This window comes from Hydrogenophaga sp. SNF1, from assembly GCF_034421675.1.
In the GTDB taxonomy this organism is placed as follows: domain Bacteria; phylum Pseudomonadota; class Gammaproteobacteria; order Burkholderiales; family Burkholderiaceae_C; genus Hydrogenophaga; species Hydrogenophaga borbori.
On the sequence record NZ_CP139793.1, the window covers coordinates 3,532,855 to 3,552,223 of the forward strand.

Here is a 19,369-nt window from a genome sequence, read left to right on the forward strand (position 1 = left end):
CATGCTGATCGACTTCTTCTACACCCTGCGCGCGGCCAAGCTGCCGGTGTCGGTGAAGGAGTACCTCACGCTGCTGGAGGCGCTCAAGGCCGACGTGGTCGGACCGGCCAACCCCGAGGCCTGCAGCATGGACGACTTCTACTTCCTCTCGCGCACCGCGCTGGTGAAGGACGAGAAGCACTTCGACAAGTTCGACCGCGCCTTCGCCGCCTACTTCAAGGGCGTGGAGATGATCGCGGACTTCACCAAGCCCATCCCCGCCGACTGGCTGCGCCAGGAGATGGAGCGCATCCTGTCCGAGGAGCAGAAGGCCAACGCGCCCAAGATGGACTGGGATGAACTCATGGAGACGCTGCGCAAGCGACTGGAAGAGCAGAAGGAGCGCCACGAAGGCGGCAACCGCTGGATCGGCACCGGCGGCACCTCGCCTTTCGGCAACGGAGGCGTCAACCCGCAGGGCATCCGCATCGGCGGCAAAGGCGGCGGCAAGAGCGCCGTGAAGGTGTGGGAGCAGCGCAGCTACCGCGACTACGACGACACGCAGGAACTGGGCACGCGCAACATCAAGGTGGCGCTGCGCCGCCTGCGCAAGTTCGCGCGCGAGGGCAACGACCTCGAACTCGACCTGCCCGACACCATCCGCAGCACCGCCGCGAACGCCGGCTACCTGGACATCAAGATGATCCCGGAGCGGCACAACAACGTGAAGGTGCTGCTGCTCATGGACGTGGGCGGCACCATGGACGAGCACATCCAGCGCGTCGAGGAGCTGTTCTCGGCCGTCAAGAGCGAGTTCAAGCACCTGGAGTTCTATTACTTCCACAACTGCGTCTACGACTTCATGTGGAAGAACAACCGCCGCCGCTATGCCGAGAAGTTCCCGACCTGGGACATCATCCGCAAGTACAACAAGGACTACAAGCTGATCTTCGTGGGCGACGCGACCATGAGCCCCTACGAGATCCTGCAGCCCGGCGGCAGCGTGGAATACAACAACGAGGAAGCCGGCGCCGAGTGGCTGCAGCGCCTCACGCACGCGTTTCCCAAGTTCGCGTGGATCAACCCGGAACCCCATGGCGTCTGGCAGTATCGACAGAGCATCAGCATCATCCAGCAGCTCATGGGCCAACGCATGTTTCCGCTCACCCTGAAGGGCCTGGAAGACACGATGCGCATGCTGTCGAAATAATCGGCGCATGCGTTTCCTGTCTCCGGCCCGCCACCGCCGGGCCGCGTGGCGGCTTGTGCTGGCGCTCGCCTGCGGCGCCACGCCGGCCTGGGCGCAGGTCGACCCCACCACGGCAGGCCCGGCCGCGGCCCCCGCATCGCCCGACACCCCACCACCCGCCGCGGACGAGGACGACGCCCGCCCCGCCAGCGCCGACACCCGCCGCGCCGCGCGGGCCGCCCGCCCCCCCGTCACGCCACGCTTCGAGATTGAGCTCGACGCCCCCGAGGAACTGCACGCCTTCCTGCTGCGCCACCTGGACATCCAGCGCTTTCGCGAACAGCGCAGCCTGGACGCCACCGAACTGGAGCGCCTGCTGAGCGAGCTGCCCGCCAACGCGCGCGAACTGATCGCCACGCGCGGCTACTTCGCGCCGCGCATCGAGATCGGCGAGCCGCTGCCGCCCACCGAGGCCGCCCTCGCCGCCGCCGGCCAGGGCCCGGCGCCGCTGGGCCGCATCCCGGTGCGGGTGGACCCCGGCCCGCCCACCACGGTGCAAAGCGTGCAGATCAGCTTTCTGGGCGACATCGCCAGCGACGCCGAGGCCCAGGCGCAGCGCGAGGAGATCCAGCGCGAGGCCGCCCTGCTCGCGGGCCAGCGCTTCACGCAAGACCAGTGGGACCGCACCAAGACCGCCGCGCTGCGCCGCCTGACCGCCCAGCGCTACCCCGGCGGGCGCATCAGCAGCAGCCTGGCCGACGTCGACGGCGCCAGCGCCAGCGCGCGCCTGTACGTGGAGCTCGACTCCGGCGCGCACCGGCGCTTCGGCGCCATCGAGATCGACGGCGCGCAGCGCTACGACCGCGAGATGAGCGAGCGCATCGTGCGCCTCACCGGCCTCACGCCGGGCAGCGACTACGACCTCGCCCTGCTTCAGCAGGCCCAGCAGCGCCTGCTCGACAGCGGCTACTACGACGCCGCCTTCGTCTACGTGGAGCCCGGCGCCGGCGGCGGCGCGCTGCCGGTGAAGGTGCAGCTGCGCGAGGCGATGCGGCAGAAGCTGGTGCTGGGCATCGGCGCCAGCACCGACAACGGCGCGCGCCTGTCGCTGGAGCACATCCACAACCGCCTGCCCGGCATCGGCTGGCGCGCCTTGTCCACCCTGCGCTTCGAGCGCCAGGACAGCCTGGCCAAGACAGAGTGGTCCTCGCCGCTGGACAAGGAGGGCTGGCGCTGGGTTTCGCTGCTGCAGGCCGCCCGCCAGGAGACCAATCAGGTCGAGACCACCAGCCAGCGCGCGCGCTTCGGCCGGGCGCAGGACGGCGTCGAGTACGACCGCGGCGTGTACCTGCAATACGACCGCGCGCGCACCCTCACCGACAGCGAACGCCTGAGCGGCATCAAGGGCCGCATCGAGTCGTCCATCACGGCCAACTACGCCTGGTCGCGCGAGCGCTTCGACGACCCGATCTCGCCCAACCGCGGCCATGCGCTGGCGGTGGAGCTGGGCGTGGGCAGCACCCTGGGCATCACGCGCAAGCCCTTCGGCCGCACGCAGGCGCGCTGGCTGGGCTACTTCCCGCTCGACCGCGAGGCCGAGCTGCCCTCCACCGTGCCCGGCGAACGCGCCACCGCTCGCCCGCCCACGCGCCTGGGCCGGCTGGCGCTGCGGCTGGAAGGCGGCGCCGTGATCGCCGAGCAGTCCACGCCCGTGCCCGACACCCAGCTCTTCTACGCCGGCGGCGACGCCTCGGTGCGCGGCTACGGCCTGCGCGACATCGGCGTGGTGCAGCCCGACGGCAGCGTGCTCGCCGGCCGCTACAAGGCCGTGGTGAGCCTGGAATGGCAGCGCCCCGTCTGGGGTGACGGCGTGTCGCGCTCGCCCTTCGAGCACGTGCTGTTCATCGACGGCGGTGCCGTCGCCAACCGCGTGAGCGACCTCGATTTCCAGTGGGGTGTCGGCACCGGCCTGCGCTACAACAGCCCGGTGGGCCCGCTGCAGGTGGACATCGCCTATGGCGTGCAGCCGCGCAAGCTGCGCCTGCACCTGAGCGTGGGCTTCGTTTTCTGAGGTGGCGATGGCCGAGCCCCCGCGCCCCCTTCCTCCGCCGGTCGCGCCGCCGCCGGCCCCGCGCTGGCCCGGCGCCGCCGGCTGGTTCGGCCGCGCCCTGGTGTGGCTGTTCGGCGCGCTCGCCGGCGCCGGGCTGGCCGGTGCGCTGCTGCTCGGGGCCTGGGCCGCCAGCGAAGGCTCGCTGGCGCAGGCGCTGCGCTGGGGCCTGGCCTGGCAGGCGGAAAAAGCGCCCGAGGCCGGCCGGATCGAGGCCGAGGGCGTGAGCGGCAGCCTCATCGGCGGCGGCCAGGTGCAGGCGCTCGGCTGGTCGCGGGACGGGCTGTCGGTGCAGGCGGAGGGGCTGCGCCTGCGCCTGGGCGGGCTGTTCTGGCTCGGCCTGCTGCGCCGCGACCTGCTGGTGAGCGAGCTGCACGCCGCGCGCGTGCGCGTGACCGACCAGCGCCCGCCCGCACCGCCCTCGCCCACCGAGCCCCTGCAGTCCCTGGTGCTGCCGATCGACATCGAGGCCAACCTGTCGGTGGACGAGTTGCTGCTGCCCGGGCAGGCGCCGCTGGCGCTGCGCGCGCTGGACGCGCGCTACCGCTACGGCCGCGCCGAGCCCGGCCTGGGCACCGAACAGGCGCACACCCTGCTGTTGCGCTCGCTGCAATGGGCCGAGGGCCGCTACAGCGCCCAGGCCACGCTGGGCGCGCAGGCGCCCATGCCGCTGCGCCTGCAGGCCGAAGGCGAACTCCGCGCCGAGGTGCCCGAGGGCGGGCGCCTCGACCTGCGCGCGCGCGCCACGGCCCAGGGCCCGCTGGCCGGCGCCGACGCGGCGCTCAACCTGGTCGCGCAGATCGAACCCCAGGGCCGCACCGAGGCCACGCCCACGCTGGCCGGCACCGCGCGCCTGCGCCCCTGGGCCCCTCAGCCCCTGGCCGAAGCCGACCTGCGGCTGTTCCGCCTGAACCTGGCGCTGCTGTGGCCCCAGGCCCCCACCACCGCGCTCACCGGCACCGCCCAGGCCCGACCCGACGGCGCCGACTGGCGCGCGCGCCTGGCACTGAACAACGAAGCGGCCGGCCCGCTGGACCAGCGCCGGCTGCCGCTGGAGTCCATCGACGCCGAGGTGGTGCAGAGCGGCGCGCGCTGGACCCTGGAGCGCCTGGACGCCGCCGTGGCCGGTGGCCGCGTGCGGGCCGAGGGCCGGCGCGACGCCCCCGCCGAGGGCGCCGCCTCCGCCTGGGGCGACTGGCGGGGCCAGCTGCGCGCCAGTGGCCTGAACCCGGCCCTGGCCTGGAGCGCGCTGGCGCCGGCCGCCCTGGACGCCCGCGTCGACGCCCGCGCCGTCGACCCGAACGCCGCCCGCCCCGCCATCGACATCGACGCCCGCGTGGCGCCCGCTGGGCGCCAGCCCCGCCGCAGCGCGGCCGAGGCCTGGCGCCTGCGCGAACTGCTGCTGCAAGGCCGCTGGCAGCCCGGCGACACGCCCGGCCAGGGCCAGTTCACCGTGCGCCAGGCACGCCTGGACGCGCTCGACGGCGTGCTGAACGCCCAGGGCCGCATCGACACCGCGCGCCCCTTGGCGGAGGGCTCGCTCGACGCCACGCTGCCAGGCCTGCGCGCGCGCTGGAGCGGCCTGCTCGCGCACGCGCAGGGCCAGGGCGAGCTGAACCTGGACCTGGCCGACGGCGCGCGCCTGCTGGCCTGGGTGCGCGCCCTGGGCGAGGTGCCGCTGCTCGGCGAACACCTGAAGCCGGCCCTGGCGGCGCTGGCCGACGGCCAGGCCGAGGGCCAGGCCCAGGCCCGCCTGCGCTGGCAGGGCGGCCTGGGCGCCTTCGGCTTCCCCGGGCCGGGCCGCGCCGCCGCGCCGCGCCTGGACCTGAGCCTGGGCACCGAGCGCCTGCGACTGGCCCGTGGTGGCGACGCCCCCCTGGCCCTGGAATTGGGCGCCACACGCCTCACCGTGCAGGGTCCGCCCGAGGCCCTGGCCGTGGCCCTGCGCACGCGCGCCGAGGCCTCGGGCTGGCGCGCCGAGCTGGACACCGCCGGCGAGCTGGGCTTCATCGGCCGGCCGCTGGACGCGCGGCGCGGCCAGCTGGCCCTGAGCCGGCTCGCGCTGTCGGCCACACCGGCCGGCAACGGCCAGGGCGCCGGCCGGGCAACCAGCGGCGGGAATGGCGGCGCCGTGTCGTGGGCGCTGACCAGCGACTCGCCCCTGCGCGCGCGCTGGCAACCGCGCGGCGAGGCCATCGACGCCGAGCTCGACGGCGCCCGCCTGCACGCCCAGCCCAGGCGCGCCGGCGGCGCCGCGCCCGCGCCCGTCACCCTGGCCTGGGAGCAACTCATCTGGCGCGGCGGCGCCCTGCAGACGCGAGGACGCCTCGAGGGCCTGCCACTGGCCTGGGCCGACGCGCTCACCCTCGGCGAGGAAGACCCCGAAGGCGCCCTGGCGCGCGCCGGCCTGGGCGGCGACCTGGTGTTCGACGGCCGCTGGGACCTGAACCTGCCCGCCCAGGCCAGCGAGCCGCCGCGCCTGAGCGCCCTGCTGCAGCGCCGCGGCGGCGACCTCGCCGTGCAGACCCTGGGCGCCTTCGACGATCCACGCGCCAGCGCGCACCGCATCCAGGCCGGCGTGAAGACCGCCGAGCTCGAACTGCGCACCGAGGGCCGGCGCGTCAGCGCGCGCCTGCGCTGGGACAGCGAGCGCTTCGGCCAGGCCGAGGCCGAACTGGGCAGCGAGCTGGGCCCGCCCGACGCCACACACGGCGCCTGGCACTGGCCCGAGAGCGCGCCGCTGTCGGGCCGCGTGCGCGCCAGCCTGCCCGAGGTGGGCGTGTGGAGCGTGCTGGCACCGCCGGGCTGGCGCGTGCGCGGCAGCCTCGGCGCCGAATTCAACATCGCCGGCACCCGCGCCGCGCCACAGCTCAGCGGCCTGCTGGAGGCCAAGGACCTGGCCCTGCGCTCGCTGGTCGACGGCATCGTGTTCCGGGGCGGCGAGCTGCGCGCCACGCTCGCGGGCGAGCGCCTCGTCATCGAGCGCTTCCGCCTCGAAGGCCGCGGCGGCGCCGAGCGCGGCGGCGTGCTGCAGGCCACCGGCAGCGCCGAATGGCGCCGCGTGCAGCGCGACGGCGCCACCGTGCGCGAGCCCCTGATCGCGCTGGACGTGAGCGCCGAGCAGCTGCGCGCCTCCTCGCGCCCGGACCGCAACGTCACCGTCAGCGGCCAGGTCAGCGCGCGCCTGGAGGGCGCGGCCCTGCGGCTGCGCGGCCAGCTGCGCGCCGACCAGGCCCTCATCGTGCTGCCCGACGAGGCCGCGCCCAGCCTGGGCGACGACGTGGTGGTGCGCGGCACCGAGTACCCCATCGACCGGCGCGGCGGCGTGCCCGTGGTCCCCGACGTGCGCATCACCGTCGACCTGGGCCCGTCCTTCGAGCTGCGCGGCCAGGGCCTGCAGACGCGCCTGGCCGGCCAGCTGGAAATCCGCACCAACCCGCCCGACCCGGCGCCGCGCATCGTGGGCGAAGTGCGCACCGCGCGCGGCACCTACCGCGCCTACGGCCAGCAGCTCGCCATCGAGTCCGGCGTGCTGGGCTTCGCCGGCGCCTACGACAACCCCTTGCTCGACATCACCGCCGTGCGCCCCAACACCGCACAGCGTGTGGGCGTGCAGATCACCGGCACGGCCCAGGCGCCGCGCGTGCGCCTCTTCTCCGACCCCGAGATGCCCGACAGCGAGAAGCTGGCCTACCTGGTGCTGGGCCGCCCGGCCAGCGGCGCCGGCGCCGAAGCCGCTGTGCTGCAGCAGGCCGCGCTGGCCCTGCTGGCCGGCAGCGACGGCGGCCCGCTCGATGGCGGCCTGGCCCAGGCCCTGGGCCTGGACACGCTGAGCTTCACCGGCAGCAGCGCCAGCGCCACCGGCGACAGCGGCTCCACCTCGGCCGCCGTCACCCTGGGCAAGCAGATCGCCGACAACCTGTACCTCAGCTACGAGCGCAGCCTGGCGGGCACGCTGAGCACGGTGTCCATGTTCTACGACGTCTCGCGCCGCGTGACCGTGCGCGCCCGCGCGGGCAGCGAAAACGCCATCGACCTGATCTTCACGCTGCGCTACGACTAGGCCTTGCGCACGACCAGGCGGGGCGGACCCCGCCGATACAATCGCTGCTCCCCGCGCCGCCGTAGTTCAATGGATAGAACGAGCGCCTCCTAAGCGCTAGATGCAGGTTCGATTCCTGCCGGAGGCGCCACCCCTCTTCCCGGCCCCTCCCCCCTCCCGCACCGTTCGTCGGCCCGCCCCCGCGCCGGTGTCGAAACGCCGCGCCCCCATCCGTCGTGGGCATGAAGCCTGCCGGGGCCATTCCCCGCCTTCATCACCCCTCAACCGGAGACCCCGCATGACCTCGCTCAGCCCCTACCTGTCCTACAACGGCAACTGCACCGAAGCCATGAACTTCTACGCCAAGCTGTTCGGCGCGAAGCTGGAAACGCTGCTCACCTACGGTGACATGCCGCCCGAGATGGGCCCGTGCGCGCCGGGCGCCGAGAAGCTGGTGATGCACGCCCATCTGGTGCACCCCGGCTTCACGATCATGGCCGGCGACACGCCGCCCGGCATGGAGTTCAAGGGCATCGCGGGCGCCATGATGGCCATCAGCTTCGACACGACCGCCGAGGCGCAGCGCGTGTTCCAGGCGCTCAGCGAGGGCGGCAACGTCACCATGCCCCTGAGCGAGACCTTCTGGGCGCAGACCTTCGGCATGGTCACCGACCGCTTCGGCACGCCCTGGGGCGTCAACGGCGGGCCGAAGAACTTCAAGCAGCCCTGAAGCGGCCGGGGCCGGCTCAGCGCAGCATCGCGTAGCCGATGGCGATGGCCGCCACCAGCCCCACCGCGTCGGCGAACAGCGCGCACGCCAGCGCGTAGCGCGTGCGCTGCACGCCCACGCTGCCGAAGTACACCGCGAGCACGTAGAACGTGGTCTCGGTGGACCCCTGCACGATGGCCGCCAGGCGCCCGGCGAAGGAGTCCACGCCGTGCACCTGCATCACGTCGATCATCAGGCCACGCGCGCCCGCGCCCGAGAAGACCTTCATCAGGCCGACGGGCAGCGCGGGCAGGAAGTCGGTGTCCAGGCCCAGGGCCGACACCCCGGCGCCGATGCCCGCGAGCAGGAAGTCCATGCAGCCCGCCGCGCGGAACAGGCCCACGGCGACCAAGATGGCGATCAGGTAGGGCACGATCTGAATGGCCACGCCGAAGCCGTCCTTGGCGCCGTCGATGAAGGCCTCGTAGACGTTCACGCGCCGCCACGCGCCCGCCAGCAGGAAGAGCATCACCACGCCCAGGATCACGGCCGCGCCCGTGGTCCCCGCGAAACGCGCGGCCTGATCGGCCGGCAGGCGGGCCATGCCCGCCACGGCGGCCGCCAGCAGGCCGCCCACCACCAGCACGGGCAGCAGGAAACGCGCGCGCCACAGCGGCAGGCGCTGGCACACGGCCACCGCCAGCACGCCGGCCAGCAGGGCGATGAAGGTGGCCAGCAGCGTGGGCAGGAAGATGTCGGCCGCGTTGAAGTCCGCGCCCAGGCCCTGCTTGAGCGCCACGCTCTGGCGGATGGCGATCACCGAGGTGGGAATGAGCGTGAGCCCGGCCGTGTTCATCACCACGAACATGATCTGCGCGTGGCTGGCGGTGCCGGCGGGTTCGGTGTTGAGCGATTGCAGTTCGCGCATGGCCTTCAGGCCCAGCGGCGTGGCGGCGTTGTCCAGGCCCAGCAGGTTGGCCGAGATGTTCATGGTCATGGCGCCCTGCGCCGGGTGGCCTTGCGGGACCTCGGGGAACAGGCGGCGCAGCAGCGGACCGGCCAGGCGCGCCAGCAGTTCGATCATTCCCGCGCGCTCACCCACGCGCATCAGGCCCAGCCACAGCGCCATCACGCCGGCCAGGCCGAGCGATATCTCGAAGCCCGAGCGCGCGCCGTCGAACAGCGCGCCGAGCAGCGCGGGGAGGATGCCGTCCTCGCCCAGCGCCCAGCGCACCAGGGCGGTGGCGAAGGCCACCGTGAAAAGACCGATCCAGGCCCAGTTCATCGCCATGGGAGGCGATGGTAGGGCCTGCGGCGAGGGGGATCGGTTCAGCCCTGCAGCTGGCCTTCGCTCAGCGTGTCGAGCTGGAAACGCCCGCTGCGGTCCCAGAGCCAGGTGTCGATGTAGCTGGTGCGGCTGCCCGGCGAAGGAAAGGGTGCGGCGTCGCGCACCAGGCGCTCGATCTGCGCCACCACCTCGGGCGCGTGCGTGGGCGAGCGAAGCCACTTGAAGGAGCCGACGCGCCCATTGCCTTCGACCACCACCTCCAGCACACCGATGGCGTACAGCATGGGCGGCAGCTTGCCTGGGTAGATGCGCTGCGGGTAGCGGCGATAGAGGTGGCTGGCGGCGGTGCGGCGGTAGGCCGGATCGGCGGCCGGCGCCTGTCGGCCCGGCACGGGCAGCGAGGGCCACACGGAGCAGCCGGCCATGAGTGCGGCGGCGCCGGTGGCAGCGCCCAGCGCCAGGAGCTGGCGGCGGCCGGGTATGGGATGGGGGGGTAGCGGTTCCATGCGCGGCATTGAAGCAGCACGCGCAACGGCGCACAAGGAGGCATACAAGTGCTTACGCCGGCGCGCGGCGGGGTGTTTCACTTGCCGCGCAGCGTGCGGCTGAGCAGGATCACCGGGATCAAGCCCACCAGCACCAGGGCCAGCGCGGGCAGCGCGGCCTCGCCCAGGCGCTCGTCGCGCGCCAGGTTGTAAGTCACCACGGCCAGGGTGTCGCTGTTGAAAGGCCGCAGCACCAGGGTGGCGGGCAGCTCCTTCATCACGTCCACGAACACCAGCAGCGCGGCCGCCGCCGTGGCGCGCCGCAGCAGCGGCCAGTGCACGCGCCTGGCCAGCGCCGCGCCGGTGGTGCCCAGCATGCGGGCGGAGTCGTCCAGGCTGGCGGGGATGCGGGCGTAGCCGGCCTGCACCGACTGCAAGGCCACCGCCGTGAAGCGCACCAGGTACGCCCAGACGATGCCCAGCGCCGTGGCCGTGACCCAGTAGCCCACGCCGGCCTCGGGCCAGCGCTCCTGCACCCAGCCCACCGGCAGCAGCAGGCCCACCACAATGACCGCGCCCGGGATGGCGTAGCCCAGGCTCACCAGCTGCGAGACGCCGCGCGTGAGTCCCGAGGGCCGCGCGCGCACCGAGAAACCCAGCGCCAGCGCGATCAGCACCGCCAGCGCGGCCGACAGGCCCGCCAGCCACACGCTGTTGCGCGCCCACTGCTGGAACTGGCCCCAGGGCAGCACGTCCCAGCCACCGATGAGCGGGTGCAGCATGAACAGCACCGGCAGCACGAAGCCGGCCAGCACCGGCAGCGCGCACACCCCCACCGCCAGCGCGGCACGCCCGCCGCGCAGGCGCACGGGCTGCGCCTCGGCGCTGCCGGCGCGCTGGCCGCGCAAGGTGGCGAAGCGCATGCGCCGCTGCGCGCGCTGCTCCACCCACAGCAGCGCGGCCACGGTGAGCAGCAGCAGCGTGGCCAGCTGCGCGGCGGCCAGGCGGTTGTCCATCACCAGCCAGGCCTTGTAGACACCGGCGGTGAAGGTCTGGATGCCGAAGTAGCTGGCCACGCCGAAGTCGGCCAGGGTTTCCATCAGCGCCAGCGCCACGCCGGCCGCCACGGCCGGGCGCGCCAGCGGCAGCGCCACGGTGCGGATGCGCCGGCCCAACGGCGCGCCCAGCAAGCGCGCGGCCTCCATCAGTTGCGCGGCGCGCTCGGCCAGCGCGGTGCGCGCCAGCAGGTACACGTAGGGATAGAGCGTGAAGGTGAAGACCCAGACCGCGCCACCCGTGCTGCGCACCTCGGGCAGCAGGCGGCCACTCAGACCGAAGGACGAGCGCATCCAGGTCTGCAGCGGGCCGCTGAACTGCAGAAAGTCGGTGTAGGCATAGGCCACCACATAGGCCGGCATGGCCAGCGGCAGCAGCAGCGCCCATTCGAAGCTGCGCCGGCCGGGAAAGTCGAACAGGGTGACCGCGCTGGCCGTGAGCACGCCCACCAGCGCCACCCCCAGCGCCACGCTCGCGCACAGCAGCAGCGAGGTGAGCGTGTACTCGGGCAGCACGGTCTGCGCCATCTGCGAGAGCACGTCCCGGGCGGCGGCATCGAAGCCGAACCAGGAGGCGGCGAGCGCGAACACCGGCAGCACCAGCGCGGCGGCCAGCAGCAACAAGAGCACCTGAGCGGGCCAGCGCGGCATGGAAGGTTCTTTTGGGGCGCCGCGGCCCAAAGGATCGACCGCACCAACGCAAATGAGAATTGTAGACATCTACAATGGGCCCCATGTTCCTGAAGGTCTCGCAACTCCAGGTGCGCTACGCCGGCGCGCCACACCCGGCCGTCGATGGCGTGAGCTTCGGCCTGGCGGCGGGCGAGATCGGCGTGCTGATCGGCCCCTCGGGCTGCGGCAAGACCACGCTGCTGCGCGCGGTGGCCGGCCTGGAGCGCGCGCAGGGCGGCGAGATCGTGCTCGACGGCGAGACCGTGAGCAGTCCCGGCCACCACCTGCCGCCCGAGCACCGGCGCATCGGCATGGTGTTCCAGGACTACGCGCTGTTCCCGCACCTGGACGTGGCGGCCAATGTGGCCTTCGGCATCCACCAGATGCCACGCGCCCAGCGCGAGGCGCGCGTGGTTGAGGTGCTGCGCCTGGTGGGCCTGGAGGGCCTGCGCGCGCGCCACCCACACGAGTTGTCGGGTGGCCAGCAGCAGCGCGTGGCGCTGGCGCGCGCGCTGGCGCCCAACCCGCGCCTGCTGCTGCTCGACGAGCCCTTCTCCAACCTCGACGTGGACCTGCGCGAGCGGCTCGCGCACGAGGTGCGCGGCATCCTGAAGGCCGCCAACGCCACGGCGCTGTTCGTCACCCACGACCAGCTGGAGGCCTTCGCCATCGGCGACCGCATTGGCGTGATGCACGAAGGCCGGCTGCACCAGTGGGACGAGGCCTACGCGCTCTACCACCGCCCGGCCACGCGCTTCGTGGCCGAGTTCATCGGCCACGGCGTGTTCGCGCCCGCGCAGATCCTGCAGAACGGCGGCCAGGTGGCTGTGCAGACGCCGCTGGGGGCCCTGCAGGACATGGAAGAATGCCCGCTGCCCAATGCCTACGAGGCCGGGCTGTGCGACGTGCTGCTGCGCGCCGACGACATCGTGCACGACGACGCGGCGCCCGTGAAGGCGCAGATCGTTCGCAAGGCCTTCCGGGGCTCCGAGTTCCTCTACACCCTGCGCCTGGCCAGCGGCGAGACGCTCATGACCCACGTGCCCTCGCACCACAACCACGCGGTGGGCGAGTGGATCGGCATCCGCGCCGAGGTGGACCATGTGGTCACCTTCGAGCGCGGCGGCTCGGCTTCCTCGCCGCCCGCGCCGGGCGTGCACCGCTCGCCCGGCGTGCCGCTCACGCCCGGCTGATCAGCCGGGGCGCGCGCGGCCCGGCCGCCGCAGCCACCACATCGCCACCCCGGCCACGCACAGCAGCACCACGGCCGCGCAGGCGGCCAGGTTGAGCAGCGCGTTCCACAGGCCCATGTCGCCCTGGTGCAGGGCGATGGCCACCGCCATGGTCTTGGCCATGGCGCCGTAGTCGCCGAAGCGGATGTCCGCCAGCACGCGCCCGCTGTGGCGGTCCAGGTGCACGGTGCGGTCGCCCGTGGGCTGGCCGAGGTCGCCGCTCATGGTGCTGGCCGAGACGGTGTAGACGCCGCGCGGATCGCGTGGCACCGCGATCTGGTGCTGGCCCTGGAAGCCCTCTCGCTTCGCGAAAGCGGCGACGCTGTCGAGGTCCACCGGCGTGCGCGCGGACAGGCCATCGCGCCCGGCGGCGGAGCCGGAGGCCGGCAGCGGCGTCTGGGCCAGGCCCCAGGGCACTTCCTGAAGGCCGGCGGTGTTCAGCGCCGCGTGCGGCTCGCCGGACAGGGGCACGGCGTCCCACTGCTCGGCGGGGAAGCTGCCCCAGGCCTGCAGCCAGCGCTCGCCGGTCACCCCGGTCCAGGTGAGGCCCGTGAGCAGGAAGGCCAGCAGAACGGCCCCGGTGCCCAGCCCCAGGCTGCCGTGCAGCGAGCGCCACCAGCCCAGGCCGCGCAGGCGCGCGTCGGGCCACAGGCGCGAGCGCCAGCCGAGCCCGCCACGCGGCCACCACAGCACCAGACCGGTCAGCAGCATGACCAGCATGGCCCAGGCCGCGATCTCGATCAGGCGGTCGCCCCACTCACCCATGAGCAGGGTGCCGTGGATGCGCTGGGCCCAGGCGAAGGGCGTGTCGCCCTTGTCCACCCAGCGCAGCACGGTGGCGCGGTAAGGGTCGACCGCGGCCGCGAGGGTCTGCCCGCCGCGTTCGATGACGAACCAGGCGGCGCGGTCGGGCGCGCGCGGCGCGACGTAGCTGCGCAGGCGGCCGTCGGGCACCTCCACCATCGCGGCGAGCGCCTGCGCGCTCACCGGCTGGGCAAGGGGCAGCGGTTCCACGCGCGGATCGGCGCCCAGGCGGGTCTGGAAGCCGGTGTAGAACACCATCACGGCGCCGGTGAGGGCGAGCGTGAGCAGAAAGGGCACCACCAGCAGGCCGGCGATGGCGTGCCAGCGCCAGGCGATGGCGCGCAGGTCGGCGCGGGCACGCGCAGGCGCGTCCGCGCCCGGGGTATCGGGCGAGAAAGACATGGGGAAGAAACCTCGGCGGCGGCGCTCAGTGCTTGCCGTGGCCACTGCCATGGCCAGCGCCCGCGGGCGCTGCCGGCATGGGCGCCATGGCGCGGGCCGTGGCCTTCACGTCCTGGGTCTGGCGCTGGCCGTCGGCGCCTTCGAACACCAGCGTCAGGGGCACCGCGTCACCCGCTTTCACGGGCGCCTTGAGGTCCATCATCATCACGTGGTAGCCGCCGGGCTTGAGCTCCACGGTCTGGCCCGCGGGCAGCGGCAGCGCGATGACGGCGCGCATGCGCATCACATCGCCCTCGAGCTTCATCTCGTGCACCTCGACGATGCCGGCGGCCGGCGAGCGCACCTCCACCAGGCGCGTGGCCTGCGGCGCGGTGAGCTTCATGAAGGCGCCGGTGGACGACTGCGCGCCGACGGTGGCGCGCGTCCAGGCGTCCTGCACCTGCACGGGCGTCTGGGCCCAGGCGGTGGCGGCGATGGCGAAGGAAGAGGCGATGAACAGGTGTTTCATGGGGAATCCGAATCGGCAATGGGGAGGACACGGCGCGGGCCGAAGCGGCGCGCCGTGCGGGAAGGGATTCAGATGCCCCGGGGTGGCGCGCGCGCCGGCGCGTGGGCCGTGGCCGGCGCTTCCTGCCCGCGCTGCGCCTGGGCCAGCGGCACGGGCTGAGGCGCCGCCTCGGGCAAGGCCAGCGCGGGCGCGGGCGGCAGGCCCGCGCCGCCAGCGCTGATGGCGCCCCAGGGGCAGGTCAGCGCGGCCTCGGGCGCGTGGCCGTCGGCGCTGTCGCCGGCGTCGGCGCGCACCCAGGTGATGCCGCTGGCGCTGCAGATCTGCACCCAGTGGCCGGCGTCGGGCCCGCGCGCCTGCAGCGCGGCCTGCGACAGCACGGGCGCGAAGGCACCGAAGCAGACCGCCAGGAGGGCGATCCACGCGGTGAGGCGGCGCGGCCAGCGGTGCAGGAACATGGGGCGGGATTCTACGGGTGGGGGTCCCGCCCGCGACGCCCGGGGCCTTGCGCCCCCCCGGCATCGGGGCCACGATCGCCCGTTTCGAACGACCACCGGAGACATCGCCCATGCTCAAGCTCTGCGGCTTCGCGGCCAGCAACTACTACAACAAGGTCCGGCTCGCCCTGCTGGAAAAGGGTGTCCCCTTCGAGGAAGAACTGGCCTGGATCGGCGAGACCGACCCCAGCTGCAGCCCGCTGGGCAAGGTGCCCTACCTCAAGACCGACCAGGGCGCGCTGTCGGAGTCGACCGTGATCCTGGAGTACCTGGAGGACGCCTACCCGCACCCGCCGCTGCTGCCGGCCGACGCCTTCGCGGCCGCCAAGGTGCGCGAGCTGGTGCGCTATCTGGAGCTGCACCTGGAACTGGTGGCGCGCAACCTCTACCCCGAGGCCTTCTTCGGCGGCAAGGTCAGCGACAGCGCGAAAGAGAAGATCGCGCCGCAGCTGGAGAAGAACATCGCGGGCTTCGCGAAGCTCGCCAGCTTCTCGCCCTTCCTCGCGGGCCCGACGTTCACCCTGGCCGACTGCGCGGGCGCGGTGCACCTGCCGCTGGTGAGCAGCGCCACCAAGATCATCTACGGCCGCGACTTCCTGGCCGAGCTGCCCGTGCGCGACTACCTCAAGCGCTTGGGCGAGCGGCCCACGGTGCAGAAGCTCAACGCCGACCGCAAGGCCAGCACCGAGCTGATGCTCAGCCGAAGCAAGCGCTGAACGAGCGCCCACCCGCCACCCACGGCCGAGGCACCGAGGAACCGGCTGGGCCGGGCCTCAGGTGCCCGCCCCCCTCGAGGGGGGCGCGCGAAGCGCGGCGGGGGTTGCTGCGCTATTTCTTCGGACGTATGGCGTCGGCCGTGCCCTGGATGAAGGCCTTGATCTTCTGCACGTCGTCCGGCGTGAGCTTGCCCGTGAAGTCGGGCATGCCGCGCGCCATGGCCGGGCCCTTGAAGACAAACTTGTCCAGGTTGTCGATGAAGGCCGAGTCCATGTAGCCCAGGTTGGGGATGTTGCCGCCGCGGTCCACGCCCGGCACGCCGTGGCAGAACACGCAGTTGCTCACGTACAGCGCGGTGCCCTCGGGCACGTGGGCCGGGTCGTACTTCACGCCCTGCACGAGCTGGCCCAGGCGGTAGGCCACGAAGTCCGGCGCCGGCGCCTTGCCGCCCACGGCGAAGGTGTAGACCGTGCCCGGACCCTGGCGCTCGGTGGCGCGCTGCGCCAGGCCATACACGCCGCCCCAGCCCACGGCAATGGAGACGTACTGCTTGCCGTCCACCAGATAGGTGGTGGGCGCGGCCACCACGCCGGTGCCGGTGGGCGTCTCCCACAGCTTCTCGCCGCTGGCGGCGTTGTAGGCCACGAAGCGGCCGTCGGCCGTGCCCTGGAACACCAGGTTGCCGGCCGTGGTGAGCGTGCCGCCGTTCCAGGGCGAGACGTGCTCCACCGTCCAGCGCGCCTGCTGCTTCACCGGGTCCCAGGCCACCAGGCGGCCAAAGGGCTTGCTGGACGGCGGCTCCACGTTGGCGAAGGTGGCCAGGTTCCAGCCCATGTTGCTGTGCGGCTCGCCCGGACGCACGCCGTTGAAGTTCCAGTTCTTGTTGTCCATGAGCGTGAGCGGCACGCCCTGCACCGGCATGTAGACCAGGCCGGTCTTGGGGTTGAAGGACATGGAATGCCAGTTGCGCGCGCCGAAGGCGCTGGGGATGATCTCGCGCGGGCGGTCGGCCGTGCGCGCGATGTCGGTCTCGATCGGGCGGCCGTTCTTGTCGTAGCCCGTGGCCCAGTTCACGTCGACGAAATTCTTGGCCGAGATGAATTTGCCGTTGGTGCGGTCGATGATGAAGAAGAAGCCGTTCTTGGGCGCGTGCATCACCACCTTGCGCTTCTTGCCGTCCAGCGTGAGGTCGGCCAGGATCATGGGCTGGGTGGAGGTGAAGTCCCAGTTGTCGCCGGGCGTTTCCTGGTAGTGCCAGACGTACTTGCCGGTGTCCGGGTTGAGCGCGACGATGGACGCCAGGTACAGGTTGTCGCCGCCGGCCGGACTGCGCTTGCTGCGCGCCCAGGGCGAGCCGTTGCCGGTGCCGATGTAGAGCAGGTTCAGCTCGGGGTCGAAGGCCATGGCGTCCCAGGCCGTGCCGCCGCCGCCCGCCTCCCACCACTTGCCGGCCGGGTCCCAGGTCTTGGCGGCCTTGGCCATGGACTCGTCCTCGAAGGGCTTGGACGGGTCGCCCGGCACGGTGAACCAGCGCCACTTCTGCTCGCCGGTCTTGGCGTCGTAGGCCGTGACATAGCCGCGCACGCCGTACTCGGCGCCGCCGTTGCCGATGATGACCTTGCCCTTGACCACGCGCGGCGCGCCGGTGATGGTGTAGCTGAACTTGCGGTCGATGATGGTGTCCTTCTCCCACACCTTCTGGCCCGTGGCCGCGTCCAGCGCCACCAGGCGGCCATCGTAGGAGGCCACGAAGACCTTGCCCTCGTACAGGGCGACGCCGCGGTTGACCACGTCGCAGCAGCCCTTGAAACCACCCTCGCGCGGCACCTGCGGGTCGTAGGACCAGATGCGCTTGCCGGTGCGCACGTCGATGGCGTGCACCACGCTCCACGAGGCGGTGACGTACATGATGCCGTCCACCACCAGCGGCGTGGCCTCCACCCCGCGCGTGGATTCCAGGTTGTAGGACCAGACCAGGCCCAGGTCCTTCACGTTGCCGGTGTTCACCTGGTCGAGCCTGGAGTGCCGGGTCTCGGCGTAGTCCAGGCCGTGGCTGGGCCAGTCGGGCGTGGCGCGCGCGTTGCTGCGCACGAAGGCGCCGTCGACCTTCTTCGTGACCGCGCTGATGTGCGCGGCCGATCCCTTGACCGTCGCCTGCTGGGCCTGCGCGCCGAGCGCGGCGCCCAGCAGCAGCGCCAGGCCGACGGCGGCGCGGGCGGTGAGCGAATAGGTGCTCATGTTGTCTCCTGATGTGCCGGTCCGGGCCGGCGTGTGGGGTCGGTGGCAAGGCTCGCGCATCCCCCCGGAACACGGATGCCGCGACGGCCATGTTCCGCAGCCGGCCGTCGCCCGACACCCCCGGGATTTCCCTCAAGTGTTTTGTTCCACGGTGGAACAGAGTCGGCGGATGGCGCAGGGATTTCCCGCAGCGCGGTGCCCGCGCGCGCCGCCGATACTGCCCTGGCCCCCCCAACAGTGACCCATGGCCGAGCCCGCCCGCCCCCTCTTCTTCCAGACCGCCGAGCAGCGCACAGCGCTCGCGCGGCAGCGGTTCTTCGACGAAGGCGAACGCCCCACCGGACTGGTGAACGAAGCCGTCATCCAATCGTGGATGCGCTGCACCGCCACGCGCCGCAACCCGCGCCATGCCGTCAGCTTCGACCCCGTGACGCGCAGCCGCATGCACGCCTGCCTGACGCGCAACCAGCAGCTGCTGCTGGCCGGCAACGACGACCTGCAGCAGCTCGCCGCGGCGCTGGGCGGCACCAGTTGCCGCGTGCTGCTCACCGACGGCCAGGGCGTGGTCATCCACGCCAGTGCGCCGCTGGGGACGGCACCGCAGCCGCTGCTGGACGCGGGCAGCCGCGTGGGCGTGAACCTGGCCGAGGGCGAGATCGGCACCACCGCGCCGGGCATCGTGGCGCGCGCGGCCAGCGCCTGCACCGTGCAGGGCGCCGAGCACTTCCACGAGATGCTGCAGACCCTGCACTGCGCGGCCGCGCCCATCCGCGACGTGCACGGCCGCCTGGCCGGCGTGCTGGACCTGTCCATCGAAGGCTCGCCCTTCGGCTTCGACGCCGCCGGCCTGGTGGCGCTCTACGCCAGCACCATCGAAAACCGGCTGCTGCGACTGCAATCACCCGCGCACCTGGTGTTGCAGTTCCAGGCCAGCCCGCGCGTGCTGGGCACGCCGCTGGAAGGCCTGGCCGGCATCGACGTGAGCGGCCAGCTGGCCTGGCTCAACCCGGTGGCGCAGCGCCTGACCGGCGCCAACGCCCTGGCCCACCCGCCCGTGGACACCGTGTTCGGCCTGGCCTTCGAGGAACTGCTGGCCTTGCACCGCGCCCGCGAACCGCGCGCGCTGCGGTTGCCCAATGGGCTCACGGTCTGGGTGCGCGCCCACATCGGCAGCGCCGACGGTGTGGACTTCAACCGCGCCGTGGCCACCGGCGGGCCGCCGTCCGCGGCCGACGAGGCCGCGCCCGACGCGCCGATCGCCGACACCGCGCCCTCGTCCACGCTGGACGACCACCGCGACCGCGTCATCTCCGAAACGCTGGCGGCCTGCGGCGGCAACATCGCGCGCGCCGCGCGCCAGCTGGGCGTGTCGCGCGGGCTGCTGTACCGGCGGCTGCGGGCCGCGCCGGCGGCCGAGGCCTCCGCCCCCTGATCCGGCCCGCGGGCCC

14 protein-coding genes and 1 tRNA gene are annotated in these 19,369 nt (G+C 73.0%); 8 read left to right on the top strand and 7 right to left on the bottom strand.

What is annotated here, in order from left to right; translation table 11 throughout:
* The first annotated feature begins 1 nt into the window (after position 1).
* From SOM08_RS17020 to SOM08_RS17040, 5 genes are all read left to right on the top strand, one after another.
* The gene (locus SOM08_RS17020; protein WP_070397354.1) at positions 2–1,189 is read left to right on the top strand and encodes a vWA domain-containing protein; all 1,188 of its coding nucleotides are present in this window, start codon (positions 2–4) and stop codon (positions 1,187–1,189) included.
* Positions 1,190–1,196: 7 nt separating this feature from the next.
* Positions 1,197–3,239, top strand: coding sequence for an autotransporter assembly complex protein TamA (locus SOM08_RS17025; RefSeq protein ID WP_322469357.1), 2,043 nt, complete (start codon positions 1,197–1,199; stop codon positions 3,237–3,239).
* Positions 3,240–3,246: 7 nt separating this feature from the next.
* The gene (locus SOM08_RS17030; RefSeq protein WP_322469358.1) at positions 3,247–7,338 is read left to right on the top strand and encodes a translocation/assembly module TamB domain-containing protein; all 4,092 of its coding nucleotides are present in this window, start codon (positions 3,247–3,249) and stop codon (positions 7,336–7,338) included.
* A 55-nt stretch (positions 7,339–7,393) separates the two neighbouring features.
* Positions 7,394–7,468, top strand: a tRNA-Arg gene (locus SOM08_RS17035).
* A gap of 147 nt (positions 7,469–7,615) precedes the next feature.
* Positions 7,616–8,047, top strand: coding sequence for a VOC family protein (locus SOM08_RS17040; protein ID WP_116959360.1), 432 nt, complete (start codon positions 7,616–7,618; stop codon positions 8,045–8,047).
* A 16-nt stretch (positions 8,048–8,063) separates the two neighbouring features.
* Here the strand turns inward: SOM08_RS17040 and SOM08_RS17045 are convergent, their stop codons facing one another.
* The 3 genes from SOM08_RS17045 to SOM08_RS17055 all read right to left on the bottom strand — a co-directional run bounded on the left by SOM08_RS17045 (position 8,064) and on the right by SOM08_RS17055 (position 11,505).
* On the bottom strand, positions 8,064–9,317 hold the full coding sequence (locus SOM08_RS17045) for a nucleoside recognition domain-containing protein (RefSeq protein WP_322469359.1): 1,254 nt from the start codon (positions 9,315–9,317) through the stop codon (positions 8,064–8,066).
* A gap of 38 nt (positions 9,318–9,355) precedes the next feature.
* Positions 9,356–9,820 carry a hypothetical protein gene (locus SOM08_RS17050; RefSeq protein WP_322469360.1) on the bottom strand — a complete coding sequence of 155 codons (465 nt, stop codon included), beginning with the start codon at positions 9,818–9,820 and terminating at the stop codon, positions 9,356–9,358.
* Between the two features lie 77 nt (positions 9,821–9,897).
* Positions 9,898–11,505, bottom strand: coding sequence for an iron ABC transporter permease (locus tag SOM08_RS17055; RefSeq protein WP_322469361.1), 1,608 nt, complete (start codon positions 11,503–11,505; stop codon positions 9,898–9,900).
* A gap of 83 nt (positions 11,506–11,588) precedes the next feature.
* Between SOM08_RS17055 and SOM08_RS17060 the strand changes: the two genes are divergently transcribed.
* Positions 11,589–12,719 (top strand): ABC transporter ATP-binding protein, encoded by a 1,131-nt coding sequence (locus SOM08_RS17060; protein WP_245980969.1) that lies wholly within the window; start codon positions 11,589–11,591, stop codon positions 12,717–12,719.
* On the opposite strand, the gene SOM08_RS17065 is transcribed toward SOM08_RS17060, so the two are convergent.
* From SOM08_RS17065 to SOM08_RS17075, 3 genes are all read right to left on the bottom strand, one after another.
* A complete protein-coding gene (locus tag SOM08_RS17065; protein WP_322469362.1) occupies positions 12,720–13,964 on the bottom strand; it encodes a PepSY domain-containing protein in 1,245 nt (414 codons plus the stop codon). It abuts the gene before it with no gap.
* Positions 13,965–13,989: 25 nt separating this feature from the next.
* Entirely contained in the window at positions 13,990–14,472 is a 483-nt protein-coding gene (locus SOM08_RS17070) for a copper chaperone PCu(A)C (protein WP_322469363.1), read from the bottom strand.
* Positions 14,473–14,540: 68 nt separating this feature from the next.
* Positions 14,541–14,927, bottom strand: a complete 387-nt coding sequence (locus tag SOM08_RS17075; RefSeq protein ID WP_322469364.1) for a DUF2946 family protein — start codon at positions 14,925–14,927, stop codon at positions 14,541–14,543.
* Between the two features lie 110 nt (positions 14,928–15,037).
* Here SOM08_RS17075 and SOM08_RS17080 point away from each other — a divergent pair, with 110 nt between their 5' ends.
* Complete coding sequence (locus tag SOM08_RS17080) at positions 15,038–15,682, top strand: glutathione S-transferase (RefSeq protein WP_116959345.1); 645 nt, start codon at positions 15,038–15,040, stop codon at positions 15,680–15,682.
* A gap of 112 nt (positions 15,683–15,794) precedes the next feature.
* Here SOM08_RS17080 and SOM08_RS17085 read toward each other — a convergent pair whose 3' ends face one another.
* Positions 15,795–17,921 (bottom strand): PQQ-dependent dehydrogenase, methanol/ethanol family, encoded by a 2,127-nt coding sequence (locus SOM08_RS17085; protein ID WP_116959343.1) that lies wholly within the window; start codon positions 17,919–17,921, stop codon positions 15,795–15,797.
* Between the two features lie 244 nt (positions 17,922–18,165).
* On the opposite strand from SOM08_RS17085, the gene SOM08_RS17090 reads away from it, so the two are divergent.
* Positions 18,166–19,353, top strand: a complete 1,188-nt coding sequence (locus tag SOM08_RS17090; RefSeq protein WP_116959341.1) for a helix-turn-helix domain-containing protein — start codon at positions 18,166–18,168, stop codon at positions 19,351–19,353.
* Positions 19,354–19,369 lie beyond the last annotated feature (16 nt).

Excerpts from the sequence above, each read along its gene's own strand:
- SOM08_RS17060 (WP_245980969.1), top strand. The coding sequence starts at position 11,589 with ATGTTCCTGAAGGTCTCGCAACTCCAGGTGCGCTACGCCGGCGCGCCA.
- SOM08_RS17085 (WP_116959343.1), bottom strand. The coding sequence starts at position 17,921 with ATGAGCACCTATTCGCTCACCGCCCGCGCCGCCGTCGGCCTGGCGCTG.
- SOM08_RS17030 (WP_322469358.1), top strand. The coding sequence starts at position 3,247 with ATGGCCGAGCCCCCGCGCCCCCTTCCTCCGCCGGTCGCGCCGCCGCCG.
- SOM08_RS17045 (WP_322469359.1), bottom strand. The coding sequence starts at position 9,317 with ATGGCGATGAACTGGGCCTGGATCGGTCTTTTCACGGTGGCCTTCGCC.
- SOM08_RS17065 (WP_322469362.1), bottom strand. The coding sequence starts at position 13,964 with ATGTCTTTCTCGCCCGATACCCCGGGCGCGGACGCGCCTGCGCGTGCC.
- SOM08_RS17020 (WP_070397354.1), top strand. The coding sequence starts at position 2 with ATGCTGATCGACTTCTTCTACACCCTGCGCGCGGCCAAGCTGCCGGTG.
- SOM08_RS17080 (WP_116959345.1), top strand. The coding sequence starts at position 15,038 with ATGCTCAAGCTCTGCGGCTTCGCGGCCAGCAACTACTACAACAAGGTC.
- SOM08_RS17050 (WP_322469360.1), bottom strand. The coding sequence starts at position 9,820 with ATGGAACCGCTACCCCCCCATCCCATACCCGGCCGCCGCCAGCTCCTG.
- SOM08_RS17090 (WP_116959341.1), top strand. The coding sequence starts at position 18,166 with ATGGCCGAGCCCGCCCGCCCCCTCTTCTTCCAGACCGCCGAGCAGCGC.
- SOM08_RS17025 (WP_322469357.1), top strand. The coding sequence starts at position 1,197 with ATGCGTTTCCTGTCTCCGGCCCGCCACCGCCGGGCCGCGTGGCGGCTT.
- SOM08_RS17040 (WP_116959360.1), top strand. The coding sequence starts at position 7,616 with ATGACCTCGCTCAGCCCCTACCTGTCCTACAACGGCAACTGCACCGAA.
- SOM08_RS17055 (WP_322469361.1), bottom strand. The coding sequence starts at position 11,505 with ATGCCGCGCTGGCCCGCTCAGGTGCTCTTGTTGCTGCTGGCCGCCGCG.
- SOM08_RS17070 (WP_322469363.1), bottom strand. The coding sequence starts at position 14,472 with ATGAAACACCTGTTCATCGCCTCTTCCTTCGCCATCGCCGCCACCGCC.
- SOM08_RS17075 (WP_322469364.1), bottom strand. The coding sequence starts at position 14,927 with ATGTTCCTGCACCGCTGGCCGCGCCGCCTCACCGCGTGGATCGCCCTC.